Genomic DNA, 25,311 nt, shown 5'->3' with positions numbered 1-25,311 from the left:
TTTGGGTAACGAGGCTACCGCGTAGAAAGCCTAATGGCTTGGTTATGTTACTCACTGTGGATGGTCCCTAAAATAGATATTATTTCCTAAGCCTGTCTTTCCGATCGATTTTCGGCGCCAATAAAGTATTGTCACCTAGTGTGGTGATGTTTAGCCGATCAGAAATCTGTGTTTGCTTTTATTAGTGTGCGAATGTATTTCTCATTCGCTGATGCTGACTTTAAAAGAGGTTGAGGAATTCTGGAAGCAAAAATTAGTAATAAAGATAAATTAATTCTTAGTAAAATGCGTTTTACCCTTGTTTTATGATAAAAAAGTAGTCGAATCGTTGATGAAGTGAGCAATTAGAAAAAATCCTGAAAAAAGGGCTAGACAGATGGGTTCGAAATCCGTAGTATCCTCATCCGCAACGGCGCACTGCGCGCCCGTAGCTCAGCTGGATAGAGCGCTGCCCTCCGGAGGCAGAGGTCTCAGGTTCGAATCCTGTCGGGCGCGCCATAAACAGTGCGCAGGGCGTGATGAATGTCCAAGGTTTGGATGCCGGGTTGAGCAAAGAATTTATGGTGGCTATAGCTCAGTTGGTAGAGCCCTGGATTGTGATTCCAGTTGTCGTGGGTTCAAGTCCCATTAGCCACCCCATTAATTTGTTAGTATAGTAAGTTTTAGATTTTTGTGTAACTGCGAAGGTGGCGGAATTGGTAGACGCGCTAGCTTCAGGTGTTAGTGTCCTTCGGACGTGAGGGTTCAAGTCCCTCTCTTCGCACCACACGAATTTAAAATAACAAATAAAAAGTAGTACCTGATTCGGCGAGTAGCGCAGCTTGGTAGCGCAACTGGTTTGGGACCAGTGGGTCGGAGGTTCGAATCCTCTCTCGCCGACCAAATTTTGAGAACCCTGCATATTGCAGGGTTTTTCTTTATCTACGTTTTAACAAGTGGTTTATCCCCTGATCTTCTGTTTAACTCATTTGGTTTTATCGACTTCTTAACCACCAAATTAATATTGCACAGTTAATGATAACGGTAAGCCAGAACATTAATTGAAACGATCTCTTGCTCGACTTGTGGCGAAATAATTGTTGTGCCATCAGGGCTCCAGGCCATCCACCAATTACACCCAACCATAACAACGTACTTTCTTTGATGCGCCAAGTATGTTTCTTTGCGGCGGACTTATCTTTGCCATAGAACAAAAACGTTATTAGGCTCAATGCGGTATACAAAATCACAACCTGTAATGGTAGCCAGCCAAACCAAAATGCTAGGGCAATGGTAGAACAGAACAGGATAATCACCAGTAGAATAGTGAAACTGAACGTTCGGTATTTTTTGTTGGTATCTGTTCGTGAATTCATACTGTCGTTGATCTCTTCGGTTTTTTCTCTGCTTTGTCGTTACTAAAAGACATTTAATACATTGATTATAATGGTGAAATATATAAGTAGCATTCGATGTCTCTAAAAAGAGACATCTTGTTTATACACTTCGTACCTCGTGTAAAAAATACGATGATAATGGCATAAATAGAGAATATAAATAATTCATTTATAATCAACATGTTATTTTATTAATTGTTCATTTCAATCTGAATTAATAAAAGTTGGCACGATAAGTGCTAAATCCTATATGTAGATGCTCATTTTCCTTTTTATGACAGTTGGTTTAAGGACCACTTCATAATCCAATGAATGATGCAGAGCCGAGTAATGGTGTCTATCGTCTAGCTTTATGATGACATTGTCATCAAACATTAGACATAACGTTGAGTGAGACACCACCATGTTGTCCTTTGACCTGATTTTTTTCTCACACTTGCCCCTATAGGCAAGTGTTTTTTTTTGCCTGATGATTAAATCAGGCAGGACATTTGAGATAAAAATAAAAACGGGCCCATATTCTGAGCCCGTTTCATTGCGATCAAATTTCCTACTTCAGGGATAGTGCTAACCCTTGACGCCTTATTTGTGTGGCTTCCTGCGTGCGGTTTAGTTTATCCAGCGCATCTGCCAGTAAGGCATAGTCTTTGGCATCAGAGTGCTGCTCAATAGCTTGTTTCAACACTTCACTGGCTTGCTTCCACTCGCCGTGCTTCATTAACAACTGCCCCAGTGTACTATTTAGTAATGGGGTTGCGCCGTGTTCCTGAATCTGCATTTTTAACTCTTTTTCCAGCGGATCTGGATTACCGGATTCTAGCTTTTGAATTAACCGAATCAGTCTTTCATCATATTGATGTTTTAATCCATCCAAAATGATCTTTTGTGCCTGATCGTTATCATCACAGTCGATGAAATGGGAAGCCAGTTCAACCTGAAGAGTTTGGTTATTGCGCACTTTACGTGGCTGATTCTTCCACCATAGCTTCAATCCTTCGCTACCACCTTCAGACATTGCCTGATTCATTAAACCGATGTAAGTATCAAGACGTAAGGTCTCCAGCGTATCTTCATCGTAAAGCTTGGCTTTCTCAATGGAAGGGATGATTTCCAGCAGAGAGGCGTAGCCGCCGGTTTTTAGATAGGCCTGTTGAGCCAGACGCAGTACTTCCGGGTGGCGTGGAGCATCATTGAGTAGTTGATCAATACCGTGGCGTGCGGCGTGATATTCATTTTGCGCTAACTGAATGCGGATACGGGTAATATCTACCGGCAGTTGATCGGTATCTGCTAACTCTGCAGCACGGCTCAAATAATCATTTACCCGTTGGGTATCACCATTTTGCTGCGCGGCTTCAGCTGCCAATAAATAGTTCACCACCGGTTGTTCCGCATGGTCGGCATTACGGGTTAGTAATTTCTCAACCTGAGAGAAATCACCTTCGGTCAGCTTAAGCATAGCTGCACGGGTTTGTTTACGTGCACGAGTACTTTTACGACCAATAAACCAACCTTTAGTACGAGCACTGGTATGGAAAATACGGCGTAAAATCCACTCAAAACAAAACAGAACGATAAACAGTAGTGCGATAAGGATCGCAAGACCGGTCACGCTCATTTTGATGTCGTAATTATCCGTTTGGATCATTACCGCGCCCTGATGCCCCGCCAGCATCGGGCCTACAGCTATACCTGCAACCAGTATCAATAATAGAAAGAGTAAACGCAGCATGTTTAACCCCCCTGATGACTGGATGGATGGGTTGATTCCGGCGCTGGAGCCGTAGTTGAAGCGGGTGGTGCGATATCACGAGTACGTTGTCTCGTTATAGCATCCAGCAACGATAGGCTCTTCAGTTCTTTAGGCACATCCAGATTAATGGATTGCTGGGTGAGCTCATCGAGTTGGCTTAAAAACGCTTTGGTTGATGAGTGATCCGGATCGAAGTAGGCTCGAACCCAAGTGGAAACGCTGTCCAGCGATTGCTGATAGATCTCGCTTTGATGACGGGAAACCGCTCTGGCCGCAATCAACAATTTTAACCGCAGGTTTTCTCTCAGATAGGTATCTTGATCTGGCGTTAATAGTGGGCTAGTTAGCTCATTTGCCGGAACATCACGGTCGCGAATAGTGATGAATTCTGACATAAAGCTATGCCAGCTGTTTTTCAAATTCTGACGCCAGTCTTTCAACTCACCGCTAACTTCGGTGCTGCTTTTATCCAGCGGCGCGTTATCCCAATCGGTGCTGGCGGATGGCAGATTCATCACTTGATCAGAGAGTTCATTCAATCTCAGGGCTATCCCGTCAAAATCAATCTGACTTACCGCTGAAATGGAATTGATATCCTGAATAATAGCCTGACGGACTTCGCCTAAACTTGGGTCATTAAATTCAGATAGTGATTTATCTGCGCTTTTTAGCATATTAATTGCTGTCGCTGCATCTTGCTCAATTGATAGCTTACGCGCAGCCATTTTGACCAGAAAATCTGCTTCAGACAGATGCCATATTTTACTATCGCTGGAGGCAATAGTCGTGACCTTATTTTGTAGCTCTTGCAAGGTTGATATCTGAGCATTCAGCTTATTATTTTGCTCGGCTATCTGTTTCTCGCTGTTTTTCAACTGCTGAGTAAATTCATTTTGCGATGCTAATAGTTGGCCATCTTCTTTAGATTGACCGGTTTTCAGTGTATCAATTTGAGCCTGTAACTGCTGTATTGTTGCCTGTTGGGATGCAGCCCATTGATGACCGTGGTAATAAAGACCACCGCCAAGAGCAATGACTAAAGCGATAGCAATCGCTCCTAATGCAACACCAGACCGGCTACCTTGCCTGACTTTTGGCGTTTGAGTATTTGTTTCTTTTTCAGTTGACACGTTCTCTTGTTCAACTGGTGCTGATGGGGTCGTAGAATCCGTCATCTTGGCACATCCCGTAGTTAAATTTGTTGTAGCGCACGCAATAGCGCATCGTTATCTGCATTATCTGCAATTTGGCAATGCTTCCAGCCTAATGTATTGGCCAGATCGGCAAGTCGTTCACTGACTACCAGCAGTTGGCAACTAAGTAACCAATTACGATAGCGTTCAGGAACCAATTCGTACAGCTGTTGTAACATTTCTCCACTGGTAATTACCAGTGTGTTAACGTTCATCTGTTGCCAATGATGGTAAAGTTTTTCGCCATCATAAGGTATCGGGTGACGTTGATAACATTCACAGAACGTTATTTCAGCTCCCCGTTTTTTAAGTTGTTCTGCTAGAAAAGGCCTCCCACCGTTTCCGCGTAAAATTAACACTTTTTTACCGACAACATACTGTAATTGGGGTAATTTTAGCAGTTGCTCACTGATTTCGCGACCTTCAGGGCGAGCCACTGGACAGTTTGTCACTTTTTCAAGTTCTCTGGCCGTTTTTTCCCCGATAGCTAAATAATCAATATTATCCGGCCAACCGTGACATTCTTCGAGTAATTTGTCCGTTGCGTAATATACCGCATGTTGGGAGGCGGCGATCAGTAAGTCGCCCGGACGTAAATTATTCAGATAATCAGGTAAGTTACTGAGCGCATCACCGGGAGCAAAGCTAATCAATGGGGTGTGGCAAGCACTAACCCCCTGCGCAATGAGTTGTTTAACCAGCTCTTCACCGGCAGGGGAGGGGCGCGTAACCAATATGGTCATCAGGACTGGCTATCCTGATAGACGCGTTGCAAAATGTCATCTGCTCCCTGATTGAGGAGTTCTTCAGCTAGAGCAATTCCCATCGTTTCTGCATCAGTAGCGGGGCCACGGCGCTCTCCGCGAATCATTTTACTGCCGTCCGGTGCGCCAACCAGCGCGCGAAGCCAAAGTTGATCGCCCTCCAGCTCGGCGTAGCTGCCAATGGGTACCTGACATCCGCCTTCTAGACGGGCATTCATAGCTCGTTCAGCAATGACTCGCGTTTCCGTTGCAGCATCGTTTAGCGGCGCTAATAATTCACGGGTTCTCTGATCGTTAAGACGGCACTCAATACCCACGGCACCTTGGCCTACCGCCGGTAAAGATTCTTCCGGTGTCATAAATTGACGGATGCGCGCTTCCAGCTTCAGGCGTTTTAAGCCCGCAGCGGCCAGAATGATGGCATCATACTGGCCATTATCTAATTTACTCAGGCGAGTACCGACATTACCCCGTAAATCAGTGATGACTAGGTCGGGACGACGAGCACGAAGTTGGCACTGGCGACGCAGACTTGAGGTACCAACAATACTGCCGACCGGTAAATCATCCAGTGAATTAAAGTGGTTAGATACAAACGCATCACGCGGGTCTTCGCGCTCACAGATGGTGACTAAACCTAAGCCTTCAGGAAAAGCGACGGGGACATCTTTCATTGAATGAACGGCGATATCAGCCCGCCCTTCCAGCATGGCGATTTCTAGCTCTTTAACAAACAGCCCTTTGCCACCCACTTTAGCCAGAGGGGTATCCAAAATGATATCACCGCGAGTCACCATCGTGACCAGTTCAACCGTCAGGCTTGGATGAAAAGCCAATAAACGATCCCGGACGTAGTGTGCTTGCCATAACGCCAGCGGGCTTTGACGAGTCGCAATGCGGATAGTGTTAGTAGACATGCTTTATCATTACCTTTTTATTATGTCGTCTCATTCTATCAGTTGGGACACTGGGTGTCAGCGCAGCATAATAATTATCAATATTTGAAATAAAATAAAGTATCGATGCTTTTTGCTGAAATTATTTATTATTCAGCAGGAAGGTCTGATATCTACCTCGAATGTTGTATTGAATTGTGAACAAAGTAGTGTGGGATGCAGTGAGAGGAGGGGCAATACCTTTACGCCTACCTCACAAGGTGTTAAATTGATCACGTTTCTGGCAATCAGTGAACGATTGTATTTGCTAAATGGACGGGCAACCAGAATGCAGTTCCTTTAACCATCTTGGGAATTAATCAGGCAAATCGTCTTGCATCTTAATATGACTTTATTAAAGCAGCGATTGGATACGTTAAATCAATTACGTATCGATCGGGCTATGGCGAATATGGGATCTGCTTTTCAGCAGGTTTATACGATGTTGCCCGTTTTTTTGCATTATCACCACCCGAAAATGCCGGGTTATCAGGATGGAATCGTTCCTAACGGTATCTGTGCCTATACGCCCAATGAAGCACAAGTCCAGTATCTGACGAATTTCTGTCAGAGCGCCGATATTCCTCTTAATCAACATGCTAGCCAGTCGTTACCTATCACCGGCGTTTACAGCATGGGAAGCACTTCCTCCGTCGGGCAAAGCCAGTTTTCCGATCTGGATATTTGGATTTGTCATCAGTCATGGCTGAACGGCAACGAACGCACTATTTTGCAGGCAAAATGCCTGTTACTAGCGCAGTGGGCCGCCTCGCTAGGTGTAGAAGTTAACTTCTTTTTGATTGATGAAAACCGCTTCCGCCAAAATCAGAGCGGTAAGCTGGATAATGAAGATTGTGGTTCTACCCTGCATATTCTGTTGTTGGATGAATTTTATCGTAGTGCAGTGCGTTTAGCCGGTAAGCCTGTTTTATGGAACATCGTTCCGGATGAACAGGAGATGAATTACGAAGAGTATGTTTCCGCGCTGTTTGCTGATGAAACGCTACAGCGTGATGAGTGGATAGATTTGGGTGGTTTAGGCTCCCTGTCTGCGGAAGAGTATTTTGGTGCCAGCCTGTGGCAACTGTATAAAAGTATCGACTCACCTTATAAAGCGGTGTTGAAAACCTTGCTGCTTGAAACCTACTCGTGGCAATACCCACAGTCGCAACTGTTGGCAATAGACATTAAACAGCGTTTGCATAATGGTGAACTGGACTCTTTCAGTCTGGATGCTTATTACATGATGCTGGAAAGAGTGACCACCTACTTACAGGCGATTGGTGACGACACTCGTCTAGATCTGGTTCGTCGCTGTTTTTATATGAAGGTGTGTGAACGGCTGTCTGAATCGACGGAAGCTATTCCGCTTCAGGGCAACTGGCGCCGGGAAATTCTCAGCCAGTTAACTCGTGACTGGGGCTGGGATATGGAGCGTATGCAGATTTTAGACGATCGCGCCAACTGGAAAATTGAACGCGTCCGTGATGCTCATAATGAGTTGCTGGATGCCTTGATGCAAAGTTACCGCAACCTGATTCGTTTTGCCCGCCGTAATAATTTAAGCGTTAGTGCCAGCCCACAAGATATTGGCGTACTAACCCGTAAGTTATATGCCGCCTTTGAGGCTCTGCCGGGTAAAGTTACTTTAGTGAATCCACAGATATCACCGGATCTGTCAGAAAAAAATCTCACATTTATTCAGGTGCCTATTGATCGGGCAAATCGTGCCGGATGGTATTTGTATAATCAGGCTCCACAGGTTGACGCTATTATTGGGCATCAGCCGCTGGAGTATAACCGCTACTTGAGCAAGCTGGTGGCTTGGAGCTATTTTAATGGTTTGTTGACGCCGGATACGCGCCTGCATGTTAAAAATAGCCAATATTGCAGCGATGAAAAATTACAGATGTTTGTTGCTGATATTGCTAAACATTTTCCATTAAGAGTACCTGCTCCTACGCCGAAGGCGCTCTACAGCCCCTGTGAAATTCGGCATTTGGCGCTCATTGTTAATCTGGAAAATGATCCGACAGAATCTCTGCTACAGCAAAATACCCCGCCGTTTGACCTCGGCAAATTAGATGTATTCAGTTTTGGCAATCAAGAGCAGTGCCTGATAGGTAGCGTAGATTTACTGTACCGTAATTCATGGAATGAAGTTCGTACTCTGCATTTCAGCGGTAGCCAAGCGGTAATCGAAGCGCTGAAAACTATTCTGGGCAAGATGCATCAGGATGCTCTGCCGCCTGAATCAGTAGACGTCTTTTGTTATAGCCAGCATCTGCGAGGGTTAATTCAGACACGTTTACAACAGTTGGTATTGGAATGCATTAGTTTGCGTTTATCCAGTACTCGTCAGGATTCAAACCGTTTTAAAGCATTACGTCTTGCAGGGCAAACCTGGGGTTTATTCTTTGAGCGTTTGAGCGTTTCGGTGCAGAAATTGGAAAATGCCGTCGAGTTTTATGGTGCAATTTCCAATAATAAGCTGAACGGAATACCTGTTCAGCTAAAAGCGGGTCAGGAACATTTACCCGAAATTATTGATGGTTCCGCCAGCGAAGGGATTATCCAGTTCTTCTTTGAAGATACGGATAAGGGCTTCAATATCTATATTTTGGATGAGTTAAACCGGGTTGAAGTGTATTTGAACTGTCAGGGTGGGATTGAAGAATTGGTGTGCGATGTCAGCCGTTTCTACGCGTCTTCCCATGAACGTTTTACTTACGGCTCTGGTTCGGTCAACTTTAACTTGCCACAGTTTTATCAGATTATTCAGTCAGAGGGCGAAGCTCGCGTCATCCCATTCAACAGCAACTCAATTTCACCGCTGAGTGCGTCATCGGTACCGATGACTAAAAAAGATATTCTTCTTAGTCATACTTTTTGATTTATCTGTATCAAATAATTGGTAATCGATTCAGTGTGTTGGCTCTCGATGATGTATTTTTCAAGGTAGTACAATGCTGAAAGAAAACGGTTTACACTATAACCGGTATCGGTTTCAGGTCCTGTAAGCGGGAGCCATACCAATCTGCCCCCGAATGACTCCCCACCTAATCCCGCAAATAAACTTCTTCACCGGCTTGTTCAGTACAGGCTTCTGACAGCACGGAGAAAAACTCCTGACCGCTGCGATCGCAAAACCACTGACCACCACGGTAGTCAAAATGGTATCCACCGCTTTTGGTTGCTAGCCAGACTTGATGCATAGGCTCTTGTTTGTTAATGATAATCTTAGTGCGATTTTCAAAAGAGAGTGACATCACCCCTCCATTGATTTCATAATCAATATCGGCATCGCTATCGATGCTATCAATGGCTTCTTCGATGTTATGCATCAGTTTTTCGGCCAGTTGATGAAACTCAGTATCATTCATAATCAGAATTCCTATTGCTTTTCGTGATCTAGCTGCGATTATAGAGGGCTAAACAAAATGAATCACAGGCTTATTTTAATGAATACATTTTTTCGTTGCTCACTCTTAGTACTAACCACCTTTTGGCTTGCTGGCTGTGGCTTGAAAGGGCCTTTATATATGCCAACAGATGAGCCACCTAAGAAGGAGTCTCCGCTAAAACCGACACAATCACAACCTGCACAAACAGAAAATAATACTCAGGTTGATAGCGCTACCAAAGAGTAATCGTTGGTTTATCCGCTAAAGTTTACTTTTATCACGTAACCGACAGGGGGCGTGATTCGGACATTCAGGGTATTTCCGTTGTATCAGATAAATACAGCATAAAAAAACAGACTAGGCAGACACTATGGATTACTTTAATTACAAAGACGGGCAATTATTTGCTGAAGATGTACCGGTGATAGATCTGGCCGCTCGTTTTGGCACACCTCTTTATATCTATTCTCGAGCAACCATTGAGCGCCACTGGCATGCATTTAATGATGCGTTATCTGGTCATCCACACCTGATTTGTTACGCGATTAAGGCGAATAGTAATCTGGCATTTCTGAATATTCTGGCTCGCTTAGGTTCCGGTTTTGACATCGTTTCGCAGGGTGAGTTGGAGCGCGTTCTGGTTGCCGGCGGTGACCCAGCGAAAATCGTGTTTTCTGGAGTGGCTAAGTCGGTGAGTGAAATCCGCCGGGCACTGGAAGTGGGGATCCGCTGTTTTAACGTGGAATCTATTCCTGAATTACACCGTATCAATCAGATTGCGGGTGAAATGGGGGTGAAAGCGCCTATTTCGTTGCGTATTAATCCGGATGTGGATGCCAAAACTCACCCTTACATCTCTACCGGATTAAAAGAGAATAAGTTTGGTATCAGCTATCAAAAAGCGCGTGAGGTTTACCGCTTAGCGAACGAGATGCCAAATATTGAGGTCAGAGGTGTCGATTGCCATATTGGTTCTCAGCTCACAGAGCTCTCGCCTTTCCTTGACGCAACCGATCGCTTACTGGTTTTACTGGACCAGCTTAAAGAGGATGGAATTGAGATCCATCATCTGGATCTGGGCGGTGGATTGGGCGTACGCTATGACGATGAAACACCACCAGAACCGAAAGAGTACGCTGCTGCCTTACTGCAAAAGCTGAAAGGTCGTGAAGGTCTGGAACTTTGTTTTGAACCAGGGCGCGCCATTGCCGCCAATGCTGGCATTATGCTGACCACGGTAGAGTACTTGAAAGATCAAGACGATCACCATTTCGCCATTGTTGATGCAGGTATGAACGACCTGATTCGCCCGGCGTTATATGAAGCATGGATGAAAATCATTCCGGTTATTGAGAAACCAACCGGTCAGCACCAAACCTATGATGTTGTTGGACCGGTGTGCGAAACCAGTGATTTTCTGGGCAAAAATCGTGAATTGACTCTGAATCAAGGCGATTTACTGGCGGTACGTAGCGCAGGCGCTTATGGTTTCACTATGAGCTCAAACTACAATACTCGCTGCCGTCCGGCAGAAATTATGGTTGATGGTGCACAGGCTTACGTAGTGCGTGAGCGAGAGATTTTTGAAGATTTGTGGCGCGGTGAGCATTTGGTGAAATAATATATCAGGATATACGTTTTCTGGTTTCACAGCTTCAGAATGGCTGGCCCGGCAAGACGAGAATTTAACTGGCGATAAATCAGTAGGATATAAGATCGTCGAAAGTGGGGTATGAAATGCAATTCTCTAAAATGCATGGCTTGGGCAACGATTTTATGGTTGTCGATGCGGTGACACAGAACGTCTATTTTTCACCAGAGCTGATTCGCCGTCTGGCGGATCGCCACTATGGCGTCGGCTTCGACCAACTTCTGGTGGTTGAGGCGCCCTACGATCCTGATTTAGATTTTCATTACCGGATATTTAATGCTGACGGAAGTGAAGTTGCACAGTGCGGCAATGGTGCCCGCTGCTTTGCGCGCTTTGTTCGCCTGAAAGGATTGACCAATAAACGAGATATCCGGGTCAGTACGCAAAATGGCCGTATGACGCTCTCAGTGAGTGAAGACGATTTGGTTACCGTTAACATGGGCGAGCCTGATTTTGACCCCTCGAATGTCCCTTTTCGTGCCACAAAAATGGAAAAAACCTACATTTTCCGCGCGGCTGAACACACGGTGCTGTGCGGTGTAGTATCAATGGGTAATCCGCACTGTGTTTTACAAGTAGATAACGTAGAAAACGCCAATGTGGAAGAACTGGGACCATTACTGGAAAGCCATGAACGCTTTCCTGAGCGAGCCAATATTGGTTTTATGCAGGTCATCCATCGTGGAAGCGTTTGCCTGAGAGTCTATGAGCGCGGTGCCGGTGAAACCCAGGCCTGTGGCAGTGGTGCTTGTGCTGCGGTTGCCGTGGGTATTATGCAGGGCGTGCTGGATGAAAATGTGAAGGTCGAACTTCCCGGCGGCAGTTTACAAATAAGCTGGAAAGGCCCGGGGAATCCGCTGTATATGGTAGGGCCTGCTTCACATGTTTATGATGGGTTTATTCATCTATGAGCCAGCGTAAAAAAGACGGATCAACTTCCGAGACTCCGCCAGTCAGCCTCACCGATGACATGGTCAGTCAGTATCTGTTGAGTAATCCTGATTTTTTTATTCGCAATGCCCGACAAATTGAACAAATGCGGGTTCCTCACCCGGTGAGGGACAGCATCTCATTAGTTGAATGGCAAATGGGTCGTCAGCGTAATCATATTGAGCAGTTAGAAGAAGAGATTACGCTCTTGATGGAACAGGCGACCACCAATGAGATTCTGTTTACCCGGCTGATTAACCTGCAATGTCAGTTGGTGCAGGCCGAGAGCCTGCAAGATTTATTAGATAGCCTAAGGCAATGGGCCCGTTCTCTGGGATTGATTGACGCTACTATTCGTCTGTTTAATGAGAAATGGCACCTAGGCGCGCCTTCGGATTTCACCCATCTTTCCTTGCCGCGCCAATCATTCGAATCTATGCGTATTCAGCGGCTGGGTAATCGTAATCAATATTTAGGCCCGTTGAATGGTCCGGAAATTCTGTTGTTGATGCCTGAGGCCAAAATGGTCGGTTCAGTTGCATTATCCCTGTTAGGAAAAAGAGGGGACTTAGGTATGGTGATCTTTACCAGCCGCGATCCTCAGCATTACCAGCAAGGCATGGGAACATTGATACTGGATCAACTCAGCCTGATCCTGCCAGGATTATTATCCCGATGGATAGAACCGGTATGACTGAACATCATGATGAACTCAGTTGTCCATCACTACAGAATCCTGTTGATAGTTTTCTGCGTTATCTGCGGGTTGAACGTCAGCTCAGTCCCTACACGCTGAAAAGCTACCAGCGGCAGCTGGCGGCGCTGATTGCTCTGCTGGTTGATATTGGATTGACGGACTGGACCAAACTGGATGCCGCGGGTGTACGGATGCTGGTTACCCGTAGCAAACGTTCTGGTCTGGAGTCTGCCAGCTTGGCGCTTCGACTCTCCGCCCTTCGCAGTTTCTTAGACTGGATGATCGGTCAGGGGCAAATCACGGCCAATCCGGCAAAAGGGATCTCGACGCCGCGTAAAGGCCGCCACCTACCGAAAAACATGGATGTGGATGAAGTGAATCATCTGCTGGATATCGACTTAAACGATCCTCTGGCGGTCAGGGATCGCACCATGTTGGAGCTGATGTATGGTGCGGGTCTGCGTTTGTCTGAACTGGTTGGTTTAGATTGTCGTCAGGTGAATCTGGCGTCTGGTGATATTCGGGTGGTGGGAAAAGGCAGTAAAGAGCGTAAATTACCCATCGGAAGAATGGCCATAACTTGGTTAAACCGCTGGTTACCCATGCGCGAGTATTATGCGCCGGATGATGATGCGCTGTTTGTCTCAAAACATGGCAACCGAATTTCAGCTCGCAATGTGGAAAAGCGTTTTGCCGAGTGGGGCGTTAAGCAAGGGGTGAACAGCCATGTTCATCCACATAAGCTACGGCACTCTTTTGCTACCCATATGTTAGAGTCCAGCGGTGACCTACGAGCCGTGCAAGAGCTGCTGGGACATGCTAACCTCTCCACTACTCAAATCTATACCCACTTGGATTTTCAGCATTTAAGCTCGGTGTATGATGCTGCTCATCCACGCGCCAAGAGAGGGAAATCCTGATGCATTTTTATCGACCGCTGGGACCGATTAAAGCACTGACCTTCGATCTTGATGATACGCTGTATGATAATCGTCCGGTCATTGAACGTACCGAACGTGAAGTTGTTAGCTTTATGCAGCAACAGTTTCCTCAGGTTGCAGATTTAAGCCGTGAAGGGTTTAATAAAATCCGCCATCAATTGTTGGAGCAGGAACCTGATATCTACCATGATGTCAGCGAATGGCGTCGTCGGGCGTTTGAAACCACATTGCAAGTTCATGGCTATAGCGATAGTGATGCCCGACAAGGGGCAGAGATCACCATGGAGCATTTCAGTTATTGGCGTAGCCGTATTGATGTGCCTCAATCCACTCACACCACATTGAGCCTGTTGGCCACACACTACCCACTGGTGGCTGTTACCAACGGGAATGCTAATCCGCATATGTTCGGTCTGAGTGACTATTTTCAACTGGTGTTACGTGCCGGGCCGGATGGTCGGGCGAAGCCGTTTGGCGATATGTATCTGAATGCGGCTCGACAGCTTAAACTTGCGCCAGAAACTATTCTGCACGTAGGGGATGATTTGATCACTGACGTTGCCGGGGCAATACGTCATGGCCTTCAGGCATGCTGGATTAACGATCGCGAAAGAAACATCATGAATGAGCCAACCGGCTGTTTATTACCCCATATCGAAATTTCTCGGTTGGAATCGCTGTGTCGATTGATATAATCTATCCATTCATCTGTATAAATTAACAGTATATGGCGTAATAATGGACGTTTCCTACCTGCTAGAAAACTTAAATGATAAACAGCGCGAAGCTATCGCCGCTCCCCGGACCAATATGTTGGTACTTGCTGGAGCAGGTAGTGGGAAAACTCGTGTATTAGTGCATCGTATTGCCTGGTTGATGTCAGTTGAGCACTGTTCCCCCTATTCCATCATGGCGGTCACCTTTACCAATAAAGCCGCCGCAGAGATGCGCCATCGCATTGAACAGCTAATAGGGACTAGTCAGGGTGGCATGTGGATTGGAACCTTCCACGGTCTCGCGCATCGCCTTTTACGGGCACATCATCTTGAAGCTAATTTGCCGCAGGATTTCCAGATTCTGGACAGCGAAGATCAACTGCGATTATTAAAGCGAATCATTCGGGCAATGAATCTGGATGAGAAGCAGTGGGTTCCTCGTCAGGCCATGTGGTACATCAATAACAAAAAAGATGATGGTCTGCGCCCTCAGCATATTGATACTTATGGCAATGTAACGGAAGGCACTTGGCTGCGTATTTATCAGGCGTATCAGGAAGCCTGCGATCGGGCCGGTCTGGTGGATTTTGCAGAGATTCTGTTACGTGCTCATGAATTGTGGTTACACAAGCCCCAGATCTTGAGCCATTATCGTGAACGTTTTACCAATATTCTGGTGGACGAATTTCAGGATACCAACCGCATTCAGTACGCTTGGATACGTATGTTGGCCGGTGACAGCGCTAAAGTGATGATTGTTGGCGATGACGATCAGTCGATTTATGGCTGGCGCGGCGCGCAGGTAGAAAATATTCAGCGTTTTCTGGATGATTTTCCGGGAGCGCAAACCGTTCGTCTGGAGCAAAATTACCGTTCAACCAGCAATATTCTGAAAGCGGCTAACGCCCTGATCGCCAATAATGATGGTCGTTTGGGTAAAGAGCTGTGGACTGATGGCGAACAAGGCGAACCGATCTCCCTTTACTGCGCGTTTAATGAACTGGATGAAGCCCGTTTTGTGGTCAGCCGCATTAAAGCGTTTCAGGATAGCGGAGGCGCTTTAACTGACAGTGCCATTCTGTATCGCAGCAACGCCCAATCGCGGGTACTGGAAGAGGCGTTATTGCAGGCATCAATGCCCTATAGAATATACGGCGGCATGCGATTCTTTGAACGTCAGGAAATTAAAGACTCGCTGGCTTATCTGCGTTTAATAGCCAATCAAAATGACGATGCTGCATTTGAGAGGGTGGTCAATACGCCAACGCGTGGCATTGGCGATCGTTCTCTGGATGTTATCCGTCATGCTGCCCGCGATCGTCAGGTTACGCTCTGGCAGGCGTCCATTGCGTTACTACAGGAAAAGGTATTGGCCGGTCGGGCTGCCGGTGCGATTCAACGCTTTATTGAACTAATTGAAGCTTTGGGTCGTGAAACCTATGAACTGCCTCTGCATGTACAAACTGACCGGGTGATTCGTGATTCAGGCCTGCGCCAGATGTATGAGCAAGAGAAAGGTGAGAAGGGACAGGCGCGAGTAGAAAACTTGGAAGAATTAGTGACCGCAACCCGTCAGTTCAGCTTTCAGGATGACGATATGGATTTAACGCCGCTACAGGCGTTCTTGTCCCATGCTGCGCTGGAAGCGGGAGAAGGGCAGGCGGATGCCTATCAGGATGCGGTACAACTGATGACCCTGCATTCCGCGAAGGGTCTGGAGTTCCGTCAGGTCTTTATCGTCGGTATGGAAGAAGGGATGTTCCCCAGTCAAATGTCGTTGGATGAAGGCGGCAGATTGGAGGAAGAACGGCGTCTGGCCTATGTTGGTGTAACGCGAGCCATGCAGAAGCTGACCCTGACCTATGCGGAAACCCGCCGTTTATATGGTAAAGAGGTTTATCACCGTCCATCGCGCTTTGTGGGTGAACTGCCGGAAGATTGTATTGAAGAGGTTCGTCTACGTGCCAGCGTGTCACGTCCAGTCAGTCACAGTCGAATGGGTACGCCGATAAGCCAGAATGACAGCGGCTATAAGCTGGGCCAACGGGTTCTCCATCCTAAGTTTGGTGAAGGAACTATCATCAATCTTGAGGGAAGTGGTGAGCATGCCCGACTACAAATTGCATTTCAGGGAGAAGGCATTAAGTGGCTGGTGGCCTCTTATGCCAGATTGGACGTTTTGTAGTTATCTAATGAATTGATATGCATTGGCTTATTCATGTAGGCTAAACGCTATTCACTAAATAGTAGCGAATATTTTGGTTGTAAAGCATCGTACTCATACTAAGTCTGTGCCCGCCTGAGCACAGACCCAATTTCTGAGAGCGTTGAGCTTGGCCCGACGATTAGCCGTATTTGGTGCGAAAATAAACAATAAATACTTTCCAATAGTTGACAGAGTTTTTCCCGAAGGCGTAACATGCGCGCACTATTTTCCTATGGGGGCAACAGCTTTGGACATTCCCAGTCGATACTGGCTCAATGATCTTTTAATTAAGTTCAACTTCTAAGGCTATCCCTTTTTGCTGATAGCCTTCGTGGTTGTCAGCGACTTCTTATTTTATCCCGTCGCTATGAGCTGGATCTAATCTAGGTCTGATTGATATGGCTTTTGCCATCATGTCAGATTGTTCAATGCGTTGTCTGTATCTCCACTGCAAAAGAGGGATGACGCTATGCTAAGCGCATTTCAACTAAATCATTGCCGCTTATCTCGTTTAGAGTTAGATGAGGGCGATAATCTGGCCTCGTCTGTATGGGTCGATCTGGTGGAACCAGAGGATGAAGAACGGGAACGCGTTCAGGAAGAACTCGGCCAGTCATTGGCAACCCGTCCAGAACTGGATGACATTGAGGCATCGGCTCGTTTCTTCGAAGATGAAGATGGCCTGCACATTCACTCCTTCTTTTATTACGAAGACGCGGAAGACCGTGGTGGTAACGCGACGGTGGCATTTACTATTCGCGACGGTCGTTTATTTACTCTGCGTGAACGTGACCTACCCGCTTTCCGACTCTACCGGATGCGTGCCCGTAATCGGGCGATGATCGATGGTAATGCCTACGAGCTGCTGTTAGATCTGTTCGAGACTAAAATTGAGCAGTTAGCCGATGAAATCGAGAATATTTACAGCGATTTGGAAGCGTTGAGCCGAATTATTATGGAAGGGCATCCTGGAGATGGCTATGACGAAGCGCTGTCTACATTGGCCGAGCTGGAAGATACCGGCTGGAAAGTGCGTCTGTGTTTGATGGATAGCCAGCGGGCGTTAAATTTCCTGGTGCGTAAAGCACGGTTACCGAGCAACCAGTTGGATCAGGCGCGTGAAGTATTGCGAGATATTGAATCTCTGCTGCCTCACAATGAGTCGCTGTTCCAGAAGGTCAACTTCTTGATGCAGGCGGCGATGGGTTTTATCAATATCGAACAAAGCCGCATCATCAAGATCTTCTCGGTGGTATCCGTGGTGTTCCTACCGCCAACGCTGGTGGCATCAAGTTACGGCATGAACTTTAAGTTTATGCCTGAACTGGACTGGTCATTTGGTTATCCGGCGGCCATTGGCCTGATGTTCTGTGCAGCACTGGCCCCTTATTTTTACTTTAAACGCCGCAATTGGCTCTGATACCTCGGTTTTGTCAAAGAATTATCGCTTGATTGGTATAAAATCACTTTATATCAATCGGCGGTCATTCAGTTTTAACGCTCTTGTTGGCTCTGTCTCCGCTGCATTAGTTATCAGGATATGTCACCGTGGCAGAACGCTCTCCCATTTTTCAATGGGTCATACTGTTAATTCTCTCCCTGTTGTTATCGCTGGTGATGCTGCATTTTCACATCCCTGCGGCTATGTTGCTTGGGCCGATGGTGGTAGGGGTAACCATGAGCCTCTGTGGCGCGACGGTACGCATTGATAACCGTTTCTTTATTTCTTCACAGGCCATTCTTGGCTGCATGATTGCTCAAAACCTCTCCTCATCTATTTTGGTCTCTCTGGCGGCAAATTGGCCGATTGTTCTCTCGATTCTGCTGGCAACGCTGTTTGCCAGCGGTATGTCGGGTTGGTTGCTCGTTCGCTTCAGTAATTTGCCGGGTACCACCGGAGCATGGGGCTCATCACCGGGCGGTGCGGCGGCGATGGTTGCCATGTCAGAAGAGTATGGTGCAGATGTGCGGCTGGTGGCTTTTATGCAATACCTGCGGGTACTGTTTGTCGCTGGTTCGGCCGCACTGGTGGTACGTATTGCCATGGGGGGAGAAGCAAAGAGCGTTGCGCAGGAACTGATATGGTTTCCTCCACTGGGCTGGGATTTTGTCGCCACTCTGGCGCTGGCCGTTATTGCCGGTTGGTTAGGGCGTCGCCTGCGTTTTCCCTCTGGTACCATGTTGTTTCCGATGTTAATTGGTGCAGGGTTGCATGCGGGTGATGTATTGACCATTCAACTACCTGAATGGCTGCTGGCAGTGGCTTATGCCTTTATCGGCTGGAGTGTTGGCTTACGTTTTAATCGAGCTGTTTTTTTGCTGGCGTTAAGGACGCTGCCACAAATTATTATCTCGATACTGGCTTTAATGTCACTGTGTGCATTAATGGCGCTGGCTTTGACCAAAGTATTGGATATGGATTTCCTGACCGCTTATCTGGCAACTAGCCCTGGAGGGTTAGATACCGTGGCGATTATTGCTGCGGGTAGCGGGGTGGATATGTCTTTCGTAATGGCAATGCAGACCCTTAGGCTATTTAGTATTCTGATGACTGGCCCAGCGATGGCGAAATTTATCTCTCGCCATGCGCCGAGAAAAGCTGAGAATTAACGTAATTTGCGTTGATAATACAGGGCATCAAGCACAAAGATAATCAGTGCTACCCATATAAAGCCGAATGTAATCAGCTTATCTTTACCGATGGTTTCACCATAAAATGCGGTTGCTAGCACAAACATCAGGGTTGGACCGATATATTGGAAAAAGCCTAAGGTGGACAAACGTAGCCTGGTAGCCGCAGCGGTGAAGCAGAGTAGGGGAATGGTGGTGACAACGCCCGCAGCAACCAACAGCAAATTCAGTGACATTGAGTTTTGGCTCAGGTGACTGGTCGCTGTATCCGCAATGAAAAACAGATAGATTGCCGCGATTGGCAGAAGCCATAGGGTTTCAATTAACATGCCGGTCTGTGAATCAACGCCAATTTTTTTACGCACTAACGCATATATACCAAAGGTAAACGCGAGGGTCAGACTGATATAAGGAATAGAACCAAATTGCCAGAGCTGGATAGCGACGCCACTGAAGGCCAGCGCTACTGCGATCCACTGCATACGACGAAAACGTTCGCTAAGAAATAACACGCCAAGCAACACGTTAACCAATGGGTTAATAAAATATCCCATACTGGCTTCCAGCATATGGTGATTATTGACTGCCCAGATAAACGTTAGCCAATTACTACCAATTAATATTGCACTAACGGCCAGTAATAATAATTTAGTTTTATTTCGGCAGGCTTGACGTACAGTATTCCACTGCCGACTGATACTAATCAGCAATATCATAAAGAAAAATGACCAGATAACCCGATGTGTCAGTATCTCATTGGCAGGTACATAATCGATTAGCTTAAAGTAGGCCGGAGCAATTCCCCAAATACAGTAAGCGGCTAAAGCGAATAAAATACCCTGACGAGTCTGCTGCGATTCCATGAAATACCTTGTACTGAACGCTCAAAATAGAATTTGCCAGTGTACTCCATTTTGGCGTTTTTTTATGTCTAAAATTGATATGACTTATAGGATAAATGTGTTTTAAATAAGAGGAAATACTTAATTAATATCGGGTGGGATAATATGCACTCCATAATAATAACCTTGTTATTATTATGGGTAAATGCTAGGAAAGATCGGAGAATTTGCAGAAAAAGAGCGCGTTTGCACTGAAGATTGCGAGATAGCCTGCCTTTTATCAGTTATCTGCCTTTTTCCCCTTTTCGAGGGACGACAAATGACATGAATGAGCCTAAAATACCCACCAATAAAAGTAACAGGGGATTAAGGTGTCAACTGCGGTCGTTATTAATACAGAACCTTTAGCCGCACAGGTATTACGTGACACCTTTGGCTATCATCAGTTTCGTCCCGGGCAGCAGGAGATAGTCCTCGAGGCGGTATCTGGTCGTGACTGTTTGGTGGTAATGCCAACGGGCGGTGGTAAATCATTATGTTATCAGTTACCAGCGCTGCTGCTGGACGGAATGACATTGGTGGTGTCTCCACTGATTTCTCTGATGAAAGACCAGGTCGACCAACTGCGTGCCAATGGTGTTTCTGCCGGTTGCCTTAACTCCAGCCAAACCCGTGAACAACAGTATGAAGTGATCTCTGCCTGTCGCAACGGGCAAATTAAGCTGCTGTACGTTGCGCCAGAACGGCTGATGATGGATAACTTCCTTGAGCAGCTTAGTGGTTGGAACCCAACCCTGCTGGCAGTTGATGAAGCCCACTGTATTTCCCAGTGGGGGCACGATTTCCGTCCTGAATATCGCGCTCTTGGCTCCATACGACAACATTTTCCTGACCTGCCATTCATCGCACTGACGGCAACGGCAGATGAAACCACGCGTCAGGATATTATTCGTCTGTTAGATTTGCGCGATCCTCTGATTAATATCAGCAGTTTTGATCGTCCCAATATCCGCTATACCCTGATAGAAAAATTTAAACCAACCGATCAGCTACAGCGCTTTGTTCAGGATCAGCGCGGTAAAAGCGGCATTATTTACTGTAATAGTCGTAAGAAAGTGGAAGAAGCCGCCAACAGGCTCAAAGCGAAAGGACTCAGCGTTGCGGCCTATCATGCGGGTATGGACAATGAGAGTCGGGAGCAGGTGCAGGAAGCCTTCCAGCGTGACGATCTGCAAATCGTGGTGGCGACGGTGGCGTTTGGTATGGGTATCAATAAGCCTAATGTGCGTTTTGTGGTGCACTTCGATATTCCCCGCAATATTGAATCTTACTATCAGGAAACTGGGCGAGCAGGCCGGGATGGCCTACCTGCGGAAGCGGTACTATTTTATGACCCGGCCGATATGGCTTGGTTGCGCCGTTGTTTGGATGAAAAACCTCAGGGCGCGTTGCAGGATATTGAACGCCACAAATTGAATGCAATGAATGCTTTTGCGGAGGCGCAGACTTGCCGTCGTCTGGTGCTGCTTAACTACTTTGGCGAAAGTAAACAGCAGCCTTGTGGTAACTGCGATATTTGTCTTGATCCGCCTAAACAATATGACGGTTTAGTGGATGCTCAAAAAGCCCTCTCTTGTGTTTATCGGGTAGGTCAACGCTTTGGTGTTGGCTATATTGCTGAAATTCTGCGCGGTGCAAATAACACCCGAATTCGTGAATTAGGGCATGATAAGCTGCCAGTATACGGTATCGGTAAAGATCAGAGCCACGAACACTGGATTAGCGTATTACGTCAACTGATTCATCTGGGTCTTTTGACGCAAAATATTGCCCAATTTTCAGCGCTTCAATTGACCGAAGCTGCCCGTCCCGTTTTGCGGGGGGAGAATTCATTACAGTTGGCTGTGCCAAGGCTGCTTAATCTCAAATCACGCAGTAGTGCGGCAACCAAGAGTTTTGCTGGCAATTATGATCGTCAGCTATTTGCTAAATTGCGTAAGCTGCGTAAATCTATTGCTGATGAAGAGAATATTCCTCCCTATGTGGTATTTAACGATGCAACATTGTTGGAGATGGCGGAGCAACAGCCAACCCGTGAAAGTGAGTTGTTGTCAGTAAACGGTGTCGGCTACCGCAAGTTAGAGCGTTTTGGACACCCTTTCCTGACGCTAATCCGCGATCATTTAGTCAGTCCTGATTAGAGGTGTTTGCATGAGAAAACTTATTTTACTCATTGGGTTAATCAGTTTTAACCTGATAGCTGCAGGACCTCAGTCAATGGCTGTGATCGATCGCAGTCAACTAGCTGATGCTGAAATTATCGACAGTGCTAGCTTCGACAGAGCATCTCAGTTAGAGATCTTAGCGTTTGCTAAAGCGCTGCTGGAAAGCGAATCGATACCGGAGTCGCAACTGCCAGAAAAGCTATCTTTGCCTGCTAAGAGAATTGATATTAAATCGATGGATAAGGTACGTCAGCACTTTTGGCAGCGCTTGGCTAAAAACTATCAGTTAGCCAATCTCTCTCTTGCACAAGATACGGAGACTCGTGTTGTCGAAGAGTTGACCGTCGATAAATTTCGTCAGTTAGTTCAAAAGGCTAATATATCTCCTGTGCGGATGGCTTTTCATCGCATCTATGTGGTGGAACAACTGCGGCTGGCGGCTCTGTTTCCTAAAACCAGCAGTGAAATCTCAACTTTCTCTGATAATGAAGTGACGGGAGAACGCTTTGCTGACCGTCAGTTTGTTTTGACATTTGATGATGGCCCCAGCCCGGAGAACGGCAGCACCGATCGACTTATAAATACGCTTAACCAACATCAATTACATGCTTATTTCTTCGTTTTGGGAGAAAGTTTTCAGCGTCGTTTACAGCAGCAGTCAAAAGAACAGCTGATGGAGCTGTATCAGGGCCAATGTGTTGGCTCACACGGTTGGCAGCATAAATCGCATGCCACTTGGGCAGATTGGCAAAATTCGGTGCTGGAAAGTTTAAATTTGATTAGTAAAGCCGTTCCCGATAGCTATTCATCCAGCTTCCGTCCTCCTTATGGTCAGCGTCGGGCCGACAGTGAGGGCTTTTTCCGTCAATACCGGGTCCCGGTAGTGCTATGGAATATTGACTCTCAGGATTGGAGCCAGAAAGTGAATACGCAGCAGGCCAGCGATCGGGTACTCACGTTAATGTTACTCTGGCGTAAAGGCATTATCCTTTTCCATGATGTACATACAAAGGCTCCTGCTTCCGTTGATTATTTGTACTCCTTAATGCATAACGCAGGTGTTACCTGGCAAGATTGCCGCCGTGGTGAGATGACTAAAATCCAATGAAGCCAGACTGTCATCTTTTTCGCCAAAGAGTACAATGGATTGCTTAGCCGCAGTGGCGTGATTGCCGCTGCTGCTGTTTTCTATTATTTCAATATCCCGTTTTTCTGAAAATTTAAAGAGAACTCCCATGACGCTATTTTTAACCGTTGCGGTGGTCCAGCTAGTGGCGCTGGTTTCACCCGGACCCGATTTCTTTTTTGTGTCGCAAACTGCCGTTAGCCGATCGCGGCGGGAAGCCGTGTATGCCGCAATCGGTATTATGAGCGGTATTATGGTATGGGCGGCTATTGCGTTATTAGGACTTCATATTTTACTGCAACAGATGGCTTGGCTGCACAATCTGATTGTTATGTGTGGCGGTGTTTATTTGTGCTGGATGGGGTTTTGTTTACTGAGATCTGCGTTTAACAAGTCTCAGCCACAGCAGCATGATGTTTCTGCTGAATCTGAAGGAACATCGCACAATAGTCACGCTTTTCTGCGGGGGTTATTTACGAATCTCTCCAACCCTAAAGTGCTGGTCTATTTTGGTAGCGTGTTTTCCGTTTTTGTGGGGGACGATATTGCTAGTAGCACACGCTGGGGATTATTCGCTCTGATTGCGGTTGAAACGTTAATTTGGTTTACTCTGGTTGCCTTCATCTTTGCACTACCCGTGATGCGCCGTGGTTATCAACGCGCAGCGAAGTGGATTGACGGTATCGCAGGGGCGATGTTTGCTGGTTTTGGATTGCACCTGATTACTTCTCGTTTTTACTGATTCAACATAGCACTCGCCTGATGGATACGCGAACCACGCAGGATGATAGTTTGGCTCAGTCATTGAACTATCGCATCAGGCTATCCGACCCTCATGTCATTACGCCTTTGAATATTCCTGCGTTCTCTCGGGTTAATGCAACCGACCAAAAGAAAGTAGGCTTTTGCATTGAAAACAGTGGCATCGTAGCCGAATCTTTATCGTTAGAGATTACTGTGGGTGACCAACTGATATATCGCGAGCAGGATACCCGCCGTTTCCTATCTTCTGGTTGCCATATATGGTACTGGGATGGTTATAGCGATGCCGGGATACTGGATACACGAATCCTCAAGCATCCCGATCTTCGCCTGCGGCTGGTCGCCTTCTGTGCCTCAGCGCGTTTTACCATTGAATATCCATTTCAGGGGAAAGCACAACATGTCCATTGGGTTGATGTACAGGTTGATCGGATAAATCGTCATGTTGATGTACTGATGCGCCTTAGTTTCTCCGATGGCGGTTCCAGAGGTCGGGCTGGTGATATCCCTTGTCCCGACTATGCAACATTAGCCGCGATGGCTTGTGAGGGCGTCGCGTTTTACTGGTCCCGAAGCGGCCATCGAGCCGGTGGCATTGGTCATGGTATTCAGACCGAACAGGGACGATTTAGCGTAGCAGCGATAGCCGATCGGCATGCTAAACCCAGCATGCCGGATTTTAAATTAATCAGCTCTCTGTCCGAACGGTTTGGCCGTTCTACTAGTCTGAAGGGATTTCGCAAAGTCTTTTATAATCAGGGGTTCTACGGTAAACATATTACCTGTCAGACTAGCTTGAATAACTTCTGTGAGTTGAATTTCAAAATGACAGCGGCTCATGAAATAGGGCATATCGTTTTGGATCGTTACGGAGCGGGTTCGTTTCCCGACTATTCATGGAGCCATAAAGGGACGTCCACGGTGCTGACCCAGAGGGCAAAACGCGGTGTTACGATGCCGCTGCAAGGTGAGATTGATCTGATGAAATATGCGGATGCCCGAGTGAATTGCATTACGCCAGCCGATCGTTTCTTACGTTCCGTTGCTGCTTCAGAAGATGTTAAAGGGCTGATCTGGCTGTCGGCAGTCGTTTTTGACATATAACAACCTAATCAATATAAATTTAAAAAGCCGGTCTGTGTGAACAGACCGGCTTTTT

The 25,311-nt window shown here is 46.6% G+C and carries 21 protein-coding genes and 4 tRNA genes; 18 read left to right on the top strand and 7 right to left on the bottom strand.

What is annotated here, in order from left to right; translation table 11 throughout:
* The first annotated feature begins 421 nt into the window (after window positions 1-421).
* The 4 genes from HYN51_RS15590 to HYN51_RS15575 all read left to right on the top strand — a co-directional run bounded on the left by HYN51_RS15590 (window position 422) and on the right by HYN51_RS15575 (window position 882).
* Window positions 422-498, top strand: a tRNA-Arg gene (locus HYN51_RS15590).
* Between the two features lie 65 nt (window positions 499-563).
* A tRNA-His gene (locus HYN51_RS15585) sits at window positions 564-639 on the top strand.
* A gap of 41 nt (window positions 640-680) precedes the next feature.
* Window positions 681-766, top strand: a tRNA-Leu gene (locus HYN51_RS15580).
* Window positions 767-805: 39 nt separating this feature from the next.
* Window positions 806-882 (top strand) — tRNA-Pro (locus HYN51_RS15575).
* 92 nt (window positions 883-974) lie between these two features.
* Here the strand turns inward: HYN51_RS15575 and HYN51_RS15570 are convergent.
* The 5 genes from HYN51_RS15570 to hemC all read right to left on the bottom strand — a co-directional run bounded on the left by HYN51_RS15570 (window position 975) and on the right by hemC (window position 6,003).
* Window positions 975-1,355 carry a DUF1294 domain-containing protein gene (locus HYN51_RS15570; protein ID WP_108900858.1) on the bottom strand — a complete coding sequence of 127 codons (381 nt, stop codon included), beginning with the start codon at window positions 1,353-1,355 and terminating at the stop codon, window positions 975-977.
* 571 nt (window positions 1,356-1,926) lie between these two features.
* Window positions 1,927-3,108 carry a protoheme IX biogenesis protein HemY gene (hemY, locus tag HYN51_RS15565; protein WP_108900857.1) on the bottom strand — a complete coding sequence of 394 codons (1,182 nt, stop codon included), beginning with the start codon at window positions 3,106-3,108 and terminating at the stop codon, window positions 1,927-1,929.
* 2 nt (window positions 3,109-3,110) lie between these two features.
* Entirely contained in the window at window positions 3,111-4,304 is a 1,194-nt protein-coding gene (gene hemX, locus HYN51_RS15560) for a uroporphyrinogen-III C-methyltransferase (protein WP_108900856.1), read from the bottom strand.
* Window positions 4,305-4,321: 17 nt separating this feature from the next.
* The gene (hemD, locus tag HYN51_RS15555; protein WP_108900855.1) at window positions 4,322-5,065 is read right to left on the bottom strand and encodes a uroporphyrinogen-III synthase; all 744 of its coding nucleotides are present in this window, start codon (window positions 5,063-5,065) and stop codon (window positions 4,322-4,324) included.
* Complete coding sequence (gene hemC / locus HYN51_RS15550; protein ID WP_108900854.1) at window positions 5,065-6,003, bottom strand: hydroxymethylbilane synthase; 939 nt, start codon at window positions 6,001-6,003, stop codon at window positions 5,065-5,067. Before hemC ends, hemD begins: the two co-directional genes overlap by 1 nt.
* Window positions 6,004-6,367: 364 nt before the next feature.
* Between hemC and HYN51_RS15545 the strand changes: the two genes are divergently transcribed.
* Window positions 6,368-8,914: a class I adenylate cyclase gene (locus HYN51_RS15545; RefSeq protein WP_407936328.1), complete on the top strand. Its 2,547-nt coding sequence runs from the start codon at window positions 6,368-6,370 to the stop codon at window positions 8,912-8,914.
* A gap of 166 nt (window positions 8,915-9,080) precedes the next feature.
* Here HYN51_RS15545 and cyaY read toward each other — a convergent pair whose 3' ends face one another.
* Window positions 9,081-9,404, bottom strand: a complete 324-nt coding sequence (gene cyaY, locus HYN51_RS15540; protein ID WP_108900852.1) for an iron donor protein CyaY — start codon at window positions 9,402-9,404, stop codon at window positions 9,081-9,083.
* Between the two features lie 78 nt (window positions 9,405-9,482).
* Between cyaY and lptM the strand changes: the two genes are divergently transcribed.
* From lptM to HYN51_RS15495, 9 genes are all read left to right on the top strand, one after another.
* Complete coding sequence (lptM, locus tag HYN51_RS15535) at window positions 9,483-9,671, top strand: LPS translocon maturation chaperone LptM (protein WP_108900851.1); 189 nt, start codon at window positions 9,483-9,485, stop codon at window positions 9,669-9,671.
* Between the two features lie 124 nt (window positions 9,672-9,795).
* Window positions 9,796-11,046: a diaminopimelate decarboxylase gene (gene lysA / locus HYN51_RS15530; RefSeq protein ID WP_108900850.1), complete on the top strand. Its 1,251-nt coding sequence runs from the start codon at window positions 9,796-9,798 to the stop codon at window positions 11,044-11,046.
* A gap of 116 nt (window positions 11,047-11,162) precedes the next feature.
* Window positions 11,163-11,987, top strand: a complete 825-nt coding sequence (dapF, locus tag HYN51_RS15525; protein ID WP_108900849.1) for a diaminopimelate epimerase — start codon at window positions 11,163-11,165, stop codon at window positions 11,985-11,987.
* Complete coding sequence (locus tag HYN51_RS15520) at window positions 11,984-12,700, top strand: DUF484 domain-containing protein (RefSeq protein ID WP_108900848.1); 717 nt, start codon at window positions 11,984-11,986, stop codon at window positions 12,698-12,700. The genes dapF and HYN51_RS15520 overlap by 4 nt, the downstream gene beginning before the upstream one ends.
* Window positions 12,697-13,623: a tyrosine recombinase XerC gene (gene xerC, locus HYN51_RS15515; protein WP_108902093.1), complete on the top strand. Its 927-nt coding sequence runs from the start codon at window positions 12,697-12,699 to the stop codon at window positions 13,621-13,623. Before HYN51_RS15520 ends, xerC begins: the two co-directional genes overlap by 4 nt.
* On the top strand, window positions 13,623-14,339 hold the full coding sequence (yigB, locus tag HYN51_RS15510; protein WP_108900847.1) for a 5-amino-6-(5-phospho-D-ribitylamino)uracil phosphatase YigB: 717 nt from the start codon (window positions 13,623-13,625) through the stop codon (window positions 14,337-14,339). The genes xerC and yigB overlap by 1 nt, the downstream gene beginning before the upstream one ends.
* A 43-nt stretch (window positions 14,340-14,382) precedes the next feature.
* Entirely contained in the window at window positions 14,383-16,545 is a 2,163-nt protein-coding gene (gene uvrD / locus HYN51_RS15505) for a DNA helicase II (RefSeq protein WP_108900846.1), read from the top strand.
* Between the two features lie 490 nt (window positions 16,546-17,035).
* On the top strand, window positions 17,036-17,986 hold the full coding sequence (gene corA / locus HYN51_RS15500; protein WP_108900845.1) for a magnesium/cobalt transporter CorA: 951 nt from the start codon (window positions 17,036-17,038) through the stop codon (window positions 17,984-17,986).
* Window positions 17,987-18,183: 197 nt separating this feature from the next.
* A complete protein-coding gene (locus HYN51_RS15495; RefSeq protein WP_230514072.1) occupies window positions 18,184-19,176 on the top strand; it encodes an AbrB family transcriptional regulator in 993 nt (330 codons plus the stop codon).
* On the opposite strand, the gene rarD is transcribed toward HYN51_RS15495, so the two are convergent.
* Complete coding sequence (gene rarD, locus HYN51_RS15490) at window positions 19,173-20,060, bottom strand: EamA family transporter RarD (RefSeq protein ID WP_108900843.1); 888 nt, start codon at window positions 20,058-20,060, stop codon at window positions 19,173-19,175. The two genes, HYN51_RS15495 and rarD, sit on opposite strands and share 4 nt — an antisense overlap.
* A 350-nt stretch (window positions 20,061-20,410) precedes the next feature.
* Between rarD and recQ the strand changes: the two genes are divergently transcribed.
* The 4 genes from recQ to HYN51_RS15470 all read left to right on the top strand — a co-directional run bounded on the left by recQ (window position 20,411) and on the right by HYN51_RS15470 (window position 25,256).
* A complete protein-coding gene (recQ, locus tag HYN51_RS15485; protein ID WP_108900842.1) occupies window positions 20,411-22,240 on the top strand; it encodes an ATP-dependent DNA helicase RecQ in 1,830 nt (609 codons plus the stop codon).
* Window positions 22,241-22,250: 10 nt separating this feature from the next.
* Entirely contained in the window at window positions 22,251-23,372 is a 1,122-nt protein-coding gene (locus HYN51_RS15480) for a polysaccharide deacetylase family protein (RefSeq protein ID WP_108900841.1), read from the top strand.
* A 127-nt stretch (window positions 23,373-23,499) separates the two neighbouring features.
* Entirely contained in the window at window positions 23,500-24,132 is a 633-nt protein-coding gene (rhtC, locus tag HYN51_RS15475; protein WP_108900840.1) for a threonine export protein RhtC, read from the top strand.
* A 20-nt stretch (window positions 24,133-24,152) separates the two neighbouring features.
* Window positions 24,153-25,256, top strand: a complete 1,104-nt coding sequence (locus HYN51_RS15470) for a hypothetical protein (protein WP_108900839.1) — start codon at window positions 24,153-24,155, stop codon at window positions 25,254-25,256.
* Window positions 25,257-25,311 lie beyond the last annotated feature (55 nt).

The sequence above is a fragment of the Limnobaculum parvum genome (genome assembly GCF_003096015.2).
Taxonomy (GTDB): Bacteria; Pseudomonadota; Gammaproteobacteria; order Enterobacterales; family Enterobacteriaceae; genus Limnobaculum; species Limnobaculum parvum.
Note: the sequence above shows the minus strand (reverse complement) of the source record. Positions and strands in the feature narration are given on the sequence as shown.

Coding starts and splice junctions, on each gene's coding strand:
- hemD (WP_108900855.1), bottom strand. CDS start 5,065: ATGACCATATTGGTTACGCGCCCCTCCCCTGCCGGTGAAGAGCTGGTT.
- corA (WP_108900845.1), top strand. CDS start 17,036: ATGCTAAGCGCATTTCAACTAAATCATTGCCGCTTATCTCGTTTAGAG.
- HYN51_RS15470 (WP_108900839.1), top strand. CDS start 24,153: ATGGATACGCGAACCACGCAGGATGATAGTTTGGCTCAGTCATTGAAC.
- dapF (WP_108900849.1), top strand. CDS start 11,163: ATGCAATTCTCTAAAATGCATGGCTTGGGCAACGATTTTATGGTTGTC.
- cyaY (WP_108900852.1), bottom strand. CDS start 9,404: ATGAATGATACTGAGTTTCATCAACTGGCCGAAAAACTGATGCATAAC.
- lptM (WP_108900851.1), top strand. CDS start 9,483: ATGAATACATTTTTTCGTTGCTCACTCTTAGTACTAACCACCTTTTGG.
- HYN51_RS15520 (WP_108900848.1), top strand. CDS start 11,984: ATGAGCCAGCGTAAAAAAGACGGATCAACTTCCGAGACTCCGCCAGTC.
- HYN51_RS15495 (WP_230514072.1), top strand. CDS start 18,184: ATGCTGCATTTTCACATCCCTGCGGCTATGTTGCTTGGGCCGATGGTG.
- xerC (WP_108902093.1), top strand. CDS start 12,697: ATGACTGAACATCATGATGAACTCAGTTGTCCATCACTACAGAATCCT.
- hemY (WP_108900857.1), bottom strand. CDS start 3,108: ATGCTGCGTTTACTCTTTCTATTATTGATACTGGTTGCAGGTATAGCT.
- rhtC (WP_108900840.1), top strand. CDS start 23,500: ATGACGCTATTTTTAACCGTTGCGGTGGTCCAGCTAGTGGCGCTGGTT.
- rarD (WP_108900843.1), bottom strand. CDS start 20,060: ATGGAATCGCAGCAGACTCGTCAGGGTATTTTATTCGCTTTAGCCGCT.
- HYN51_RS15545 (WP_407936328.1), top strand. CDS start 6,368: ATGACTTTATTAAAGCAGCGATTGGATACGTTAAATCAATTACGTATC.
- lysA (WP_108900850.1), top strand. CDS start 9,796: ATGGATTACTTTAATTACAAAGACGGGCAATTATTTGCTGAAGATGTA.
- hemC (WP_108900854.1), bottom strand. CDS start 6,003: ATGTCTACTAACACTATCCGCATTGCGACTCGTCAAAGCCCGCTGGCG.
- HYN51_RS15570 (WP_108900858.1), bottom strand. CDS start 1,355: ATGAATTCACGAACAGATACCAACAAAAAATACCGAACGTTCAGTTTC.
- uvrD (WP_108900846.1), top strand. CDS start 14,383: ATGGACGTTTCCTACCTGCTAGAAAACTTAAATGATAAACAGCGCGAA.
- yigB (WP_108900847.1), top strand. CDS start 13,623: ATGCATTTTTATCGACCGCTGGGACCGATTAAAGCACTGACCTTCGAT.
- HYN51_RS15480 (WP_108900841.1), top strand. CDS start 22,251: ATGAGAAAACTTATTTTACTCATTGGGTTAATCAGTTTTAACCTGATA.
- hemX (WP_108900856.1), bottom strand. CDS start 4,304: ATGACGGATTCTACGACCCCATCAGCACCAGTTGAACAAGAGAACGTG.